5 protein-coding genes are annotated in these 6214 nt (G+C 70.1%); 2 read left to right on the top strand and 3 right to left on the bottom strand.

All coding sequences use genetic code 11. From position 1 onward, the window contains the following. Window positions 1–336: 336 nt before the first annotated feature. Window positions 337–1344 (bottom strand): stage II sporulation protein M, encoded by a 1008-nt coding sequence (locus AB0K02_RS30795; protein WP_365995867.1) that lies wholly within the window; start codon window positions 1342–1344, stop codon window positions 337–339. Window positions 1345–1468: 124 nt separating this feature from the next. Here AB0K02_RS30795 and AB0K02_RS30790 point away from each other — a divergent pair, with 124 nt between their 5' ends. After that, entirely contained in the window at window positions 1469–2593 is a 1125-nt protein-coding gene (locus AB0K02_RS30790) for an RDD family protein (protein WP_365995866.1), read from the top strand. 72 nt (window positions 2594–2665) lie between these two features. Here AB0K02_RS30790 and AB0K02_RS30785 read toward each other — a convergent pair whose 3' ends face one another. After that, window positions 2666–3280: a hypothetical protein gene (locus AB0K02_RS30785; protein ID WP_365995865.1), complete on the bottom strand. Its 615-nt coding sequence runs from the start codon at window positions 3278–3280 to the stop codon at window positions 2666–2668. 219 nt (window positions 3281–3499) lie between these two features. Continuing rightward, entirely contained in the window at window positions 3500–4957 is a 1458-nt protein-coding gene (gene ahcY / locus AB0K02_RS30780) for an adenosylhomocysteinase (RefSeq protein WP_365995864.1), read from the bottom strand. A gap of 571 nt (window positions 4958–5528) precedes the next feature. On the opposite strand from ahcY, the gene lepB reads away from it, so the two are divergent. Then, complete coding sequence (gene lepB / locus AB0K02_RS30775; RefSeq protein ID WP_365995863.1) at window positions 5529–6164, top strand: signal peptidase I; 636 nt, start codon at window positions 5529–5531, stop codon at window positions 6162–6164. Window positions 6165–6214: the final 50 nt, after the last annotated feature.

Below are 6214 nucleotides of genomic sequence, written 5' to 3'. Positions count from 1 at the left end.
CCTTCGGTCTTGCGTTTCCGACTCTATCAGATCTTTCCGATCCGATTTCCTCGGTGCTTTCCAGTTCTTCGCTTTCGCGCTTCCCTTTCCGGCGGGCCCGACTTTATCAGAAGCATTTCAGCCGACCAAATCGGCGTGCTGATCCGGATAAAGATTCGGAATGGCTTCTCGGGAATCGGATCCCGGCGGAAGCGAGAGAGACTCTAGATGTTCACGCCCGAACCTGTCCAGCCCAGGCAACTGTCTGAATCTACCTCCCCACTGCTCCCGTGTCAACGGGTCCGGTGGGCGAAGAGGAGACTAGCAGGTCACGGGGCCTCTCTGCACATCCGCCCCTCATGCCGCGGACGGCAGCTCCGCGCTCCGGTCCGCCTCATCCACGTCGCCCATGTCGCCGGCCCGGGCGGCTCGCCCGCCGAGGACGTACACGTATGCCAGAAACGCCAGCTCAGCGGCCACCCCGATGCTGATCCGGGCCCACGTCGGGAGCCCGGACGGGGTCACGAACGCCTCGATCACACCGGAGACGAAGAGGACCAGGGCCAGGCCGATGGCCATCCCGATCGCGGCCCGTCCTCGTTGGGCAAGAGCGGTCCGTCGCGACTGCGGACCGGGGTCGATGACGGTCCACCCCAGCCGGAGACCCGTGCCCGCCGCGACGAAGACCGCCGTCAGTTCCAGCAACCCGTGCGGAAGGATCAGGCCCAGGAACGTGTCGAGGCGGCCGGCGGACGCCATCAGGCCGATGCCGACCCCCAGGTTGAGCACGTTGACGAACAGGATCCAGATGACCGGGACGCACAGGAACGCGCCGAGGGCCAGGCACATGGCCGCGGCACGGGCATTGTTCGTCCAGACCTGGGCGGCGAACGACGCCGCGGGGTGGCTGGAGTAGTACGTCTCGTAGTCCCCGCCCGGCTTGGTCAGCTGCCGCAGCTCCTCCGGAGCGGCGATCGTGGACTGGACCTCGGGGTGGGCTCCGATCCACCAGCCGATCACGGCCGCGAGCAACGTGGAGAGAACAGCTGTCGGTATCCACCAGTGACGGGATCGATAGACCGCCGCCGGAAAGCCCGCGGCAAGGAAGGTGACGACGTCCCGCCAGCCGGACCGCCGGGTGCCGGTGACCGTGGCACGGGCGCGCGCCACGAGCTGGGTGAGCCTGCCCGTGAGCGCCGGGTCCGGGGCACTGGACTGGACAAGGGACAGATGCGTGGCCGTGCGCTGGTACAGGGCGACGAGTTCGTCGGCCTCGGCTCCGGTGAGATGGCCTCCCCTGCGCAGGAGGTGGTCGAGGCGGTCCCACTCTGCGCGGTGGGCGGTGACAAAGACGTCGAGGTCCATGGTCGGCTGCTGCTCCAGGCACTGGGTGCGTACGGTCCGTACTACTGCGGCGCGCTGTCGGTCAGCTTGGCAGACTGAGGAATCAAGGGGCAGGGAAGGTCGAGAGACACGAGGGGTGGCAGCGGTGAGCGGGCTTGTGACGGGGGACGCGGTCGTACTGGGGTTGCAGCCTGCGAGGTTGCCGAGCCGTGCGCTCGCGACCGTGATCGACCTGGTGGTGGTGTGGACGGCCTACCTGCTGGTGTCGATCGGGCTGGCGGTGGCCACCGCGTCTCTGGACGAGGCCGCGGTCATGGCTGTGGCGATCGCGACGTTCCTGCTGGTGCTCGTGGGTGCGCCGATCGCCGTGGAGACCCTCAGCCATGGGCGGTCGCTGGGCAAGCTGGCCTGCGGGCTGCGGGTCGTGCGGGACGACGGGGGGCCTATCCGTTTCCGGCACGCCCTGGTGCGCGGGGCGATAGGCGTGGTGGAGATCCTGATGACGTTCGGGGTCATCGCGTGTATCGCTTCGCTGGTCTCGGCGCGGGGGCGGCGCATCGGCGACGTCTTCGCCGGGACGCTGGTGGTACGGGAGAGGGTGCCGTCTGCCCGAGCGGCCCTGGTGGTGCCGCCGCCGCCACCGTGGCTGGTCGGACGGTTCTCCGGGCTCGATCTGTCCGGTGTGCCGGATGATCTGTGGCTCGCCATACGCCAGTACCTGACGCGCATGCGGCAGCTGGACTCCGCCGTGAGCTGGTCCATGGCGCAGCGGCTCGCGGGCGACCTGGCGGCGCGTACGGGGACGCCGGCGCCCGAGGGTGTGCCGCCCGCCGCGTATCTGGCGGCTGTGGTGAACGAGCGGCAGGCACGCGATGCGCGACGTGCCTTCGCCTCGGCGGCCAGGTCCGCCGAGGCCGGCGACCGTGCCGCTGCGGCCGCGGAGGCGCGTGCGGTGGAGCCGTCACGAGCGCAAGACACGGCGGGGCCGGACACGACCGGGGCGGGTATCGGCCCGGGACCGGAGCCGGCCGCTCACGTCGGGCCGGGCAGCGAAGGGCGCCGGAGTTCGGGTGAGGGATCCGCAGGGCACGGATCCGCCGAATCCGGTTCGGGTGGGGGCAATGCTTCCTGGGCGAGTCCCGGCCTGGCGGCCGGCACCGGTGCCGGAGTGGCGGCGGCGGGTGCGGCTGTCCCGAGGGGTGCGGCTGGGCATCCGGAGCCCGTCGACGTCAAGCTGCCGTCGTCGACCGGATTCGTACCGCCCGCTTGACCCCCGCCCGACCGATCGGCCTCCCCGTGTGGGGGCCGGTGGTCCGAGGCCCCGCCGCAGCAGAGCCCGCCATCAGGGGAAGACCGACGGTGGGCTTTCGAGGTCTTCCAGCTCGATGCCCGGCGCCGCGAGGACCACGTCGCCGGCGATGTGGACGGTGTGCTGCTCGCCCGTGTCCAGGGCGCTGACCTGGTATTCGTCCACCGTCAGGGGTCCGTTGTCAGTGGCGTGCGCTTCACTCTTCATCAGGGCCCAGGACTGGTCGACGGTGCGGGGGGCGAGGACCGGGTCCGTGAAGGCGACCATGCGTACGCGGGTCGCGTGGGCGGAGGGGGTGAGACGCAGCAGGCGGGCGGTCGCGACGAGGAAGGCGGGGGAAGTGCCGGTGAAGGCGTGGGCGCGCACATTGCCTTCCGTGGCATGGGCACCGGAGGGGTCGGTCCGGACCCAGGTGACGCCGTCCAGGGCGGCGCCTCGGACCTGCCAGCCCGCTGCGTGGAGTTCGAGTCGGATGGGGCGGCCGAGCTCGTCGATGGCCAGGTCGACGGTGCCGGCCTCATCGCCGGAGGGGGTGAGTGTGCGGGAGACGTAGCGCCAGCCGGAGGGGCCGGGGGCGCACTGGAAGTGCTCTTCACCGAGGGGGGTGTGATCGTGCGGATCGTGGAGCGAATAGCGGCCGCGGGGCATGGGGGCGTGAGTGTCCTTGTGCGGTGAGGCTCGGCGGCGTGGCGACACGCCCTGACCGGACCGTTCGAGGAGAGGTAAGGGGCAGGCCCCCGACACGGGGGTGCGGGGGCCTGCCTGGTACCGGTCATGTCCGCCGCAGGATTCCGGCGGCGGACCGGCGATCAGATCCGGACCGATCAGATCAGTGACGATCGGAGGTGATCGGTGTCGCGGTGGTGATCAGTAGCGGTAGTGGTCCGACTTGTACGGGCCCTCGACCTTGACGCCGATGTACTCCGCCTGCTCCGGGCGCAGGGTGGTGAGCTTGACGCCGAGGGAGTCGAGGTGGAGACGGGCCACCTTCTCGTCGAGGTGCTTGGGGAGCACGTAGACGTCGGTCGGGTAGTCCTGGGGCTTGGTGAACAGCTCGATCTGGGCCAGCGTCTGGTCCGCGAAGCTGTTGGACATCACGAACGACGGGTGTCCGGTGGCGTTGCCCAGGTTGAGCAGTCGGCCCTCGGACAGGACGATCAGGACCTTGCCGTCAGGGAAGGTCCAGGTGTGGACCTGGGGCTTGACCTCGTCCTTGACGATGCCGGGCACCTGGGCCAGACCGGCCATGTCGATCTCGTTGTCGAAGTGACCGATGTTGCCCACGATCGCCTGGTGCTTCATCTTGACCATGTCGGAGGCCATGATGATGTCCTTGTTGCCGGTCGTGGTGACGAAGATGTCGGCCGTCTCGACGACCTCGTCGAGGGTCGTGACCTGGTAGCCGTCCATGGCCGCCTGCAGGGCGCAGATCGGGTCGATCTCGGTGATGATCACTCGGGCGCCCTGGCCGCGCAGGGACTCCGCGCAGCCCTTGCCGACGTCGCCGTAGCCGCAGACGACGGCCGTCTTGCCGCCGATGAGGACGTCGGTGGCGCGGTTGATGCCGTCGATCAGCGAGTGCCGGCAGCCGTACTTGTTGTCGAACTTCGACTTCGTCACGGCGTCGTTCACGTTGATCGCCGGGAAGAGCAGCGTGCCTTCACGGTGCATCTCGTAGAGACGGTGGACGCCCGTCGTCGTCTCCTCCGTCACGCCGCGGATCTCGGACGCGAGCTGCGTCCACTTCTGCGGGTTCTCGGCGAGCGTGCGGTTGAGGAGGGTCAGGATGTGGCCGTATTCCTCGCTGTCCGCGGTCGAGGGGTCCGGGGCCGAGCCGGCCTTCTCGAACTCGACGCCCTTGTGCACGAGGAGGGTGGCGTCACCACCGTCGTCGAGGATCATGTTCGGGCCGCCGGTGGGAGTGTTCGGCCAGGTCAAGGCCTGCTCCGTGCACCACCAGTACTCCTCCAGCGTCTCGCCCTTCCAGGCGAAGACGGGGACGCCCTGCGGGTTCTCGGGGGTGCCGTTGGGGCCCACCGCGATGGCGGCCGCAGCGTGGTCCTGGGTGGAGAAGATGTTGCAGGAGGCCCAACGGACCTGGGCGCCGAGGGCGACCAGGGTCTCGATCAGCACGGCGGTCTGCACGGTCATGTGCAGGGAGCCGGTGATGCGGGCGCCGGCCAGCGGCTGGGCGGCGGCGTACTCCTTGCGGATCGACATCAGGCCGGGCATCTCGTGCTCGGCGAGAGTGATCTCCTTGCGGCCGAAGGCGGCGAGGGAAAGGTCGGCGACCTTGAAGTCCTGGCCGTTGGCGACAGTCGACATGCGAGCTGCTCCTCGTGGTTCGGGTCGAGGGTGGGTACGGCTTGCTCTGCGGCGGCCTGGGCATACGAATGCCCGGGAGTCCGCAGGACAGTCCGTCGGAGGCCCTCTCTCCCTCGGCCGGTCCGCGCGGGACCGCCCGACCGCCATCAGCAGCGACGTCTGACCGGTTACGAATCTACACCGATCAGCCCAGTCGACCCCAGCCCGCCCGGGCCCTGGTTCCGGCCAGATTCAGCGGTTCCGGGCCTGACCCGACAGCGATTTCAGCGCCTGTGATGTGGCTGGAATCCGCGCACGATGCTACGGCTCGCTCCGGGGCTTCCGGATCCGTCCGGGTCCGCTGTCGGTCCTGGCTGGTTCCGGAATCGGCGGGACTCCGGGACCGGCGGGAGCATCCGCACGATCACGAGACCGATGCTGTGCGAGGCCCGGGGACCGGCGTCCCGTAGGGTCGGGCGCCGCGCGCACTTCGCGCGGCGCCCGCACCGCCCTCGACGGCGGTCGCCGGGGGCACTGCTGGTCCGGGGAGGGGACGACATTGGGATCGGGGAGACCGGGGCGCGGTCTGCGGATGACCGGATGGGTGCTGGTGCCGCTGGGCGTGGCGCTGTTCATGGGCTCGCTGCTGACGTTCCGGGCGAACTACGCGGGGGTCACGGTCGCGGGCGAGAGCATGAGTCCGACGTACGGCGTCGGTGAGCGGCTCTTCTACGAAAGGGTCGACGGCTCGCAGGTGCGCCGTGGGGACGTCGTGCTCTATCGGATGCCGGCCCGTTACAGGGACCTGCCCGTGATCCAGCGCGTGGTCGGCGTCGGCGGCGACCGGGTCGTGGGCCGCGTCGACGGCGGGCCGATCACGGTCAACGGGAAGCCGCTGCCGGAGCCGTACGTCCGGGACGCCGACCCCGTCGCGGGGATGCCCTTCGAGGCGACCGTCCCCGAGGGCCGGCTGTACATGCTCGGGGACAACCGGGGCAACTCCCGCGACTCCCGGTCCTTCGACGACGAGTCGGGCGGAGGGTCCGTGCCGTTCACGGCCGTGCAGGGCCGGATCGTCGACGACGCGAACGTGCCGCTCGCGCTCGGCGCGGCCATGGTGCTCGCGGTGGTGGCCGGGCTGGTGGGAGCGGCTTGCGGGCTGGCCGGGTGGCTGGTCGGACGCAGGCGCCGGGCCGCGTACGGCCCGCCCCCGGTGTACACCCCGTAACGCGAAAGCGGTTCAACGGGAACGGCCCCGGACCTCACCGGTCCGGGGCC

The sequence above is a fragment of the Streptomyces sp. NPDC049597 genome (genome assembly GCF_040675505.1).
Lineage (GTDB): Bacteria > Actinomycetota > Actinomycetes > Streptomycetales > Streptomycetaceae > Streptomyces.
The sequence above is the reverse complement of the archived record's forward strand: the minus strand, read 5'-3'. Positions and strand labels throughout refer to the sequence as shown.

Bases quoted from the DNA above. Each gene is read 5' to 3' on its own strand.
- lepB (WP_365995863.1), top strand. From the start codon at position 5,529: ATGACCGGATGGGTGCTGGTGCCGCTGGGCGTGGCGCTGTTCATGGGC.
- AB0K02_RS30785 (WP_365995865.1), bottom strand. From the start codon at position 3,280: ATGCCCCGCGGCCGCTATTCGCTCCACGATCCGCACGATCACACCCCC.
- AB0K02_RS30795 (WP_365995867.1), bottom strand. From the start codon at position 1,344: ATGGACCTCGACGTCTTTGTCACCGCCCACCGCGCAGAGTGGGACCGC.
- ahcY (WP_365995864.1), bottom strand. From the start codon at position 4,957: ATGTCGACTGTCGCCAACGGCCAGGACTTCAAGGTCGCCGACCTTTCC.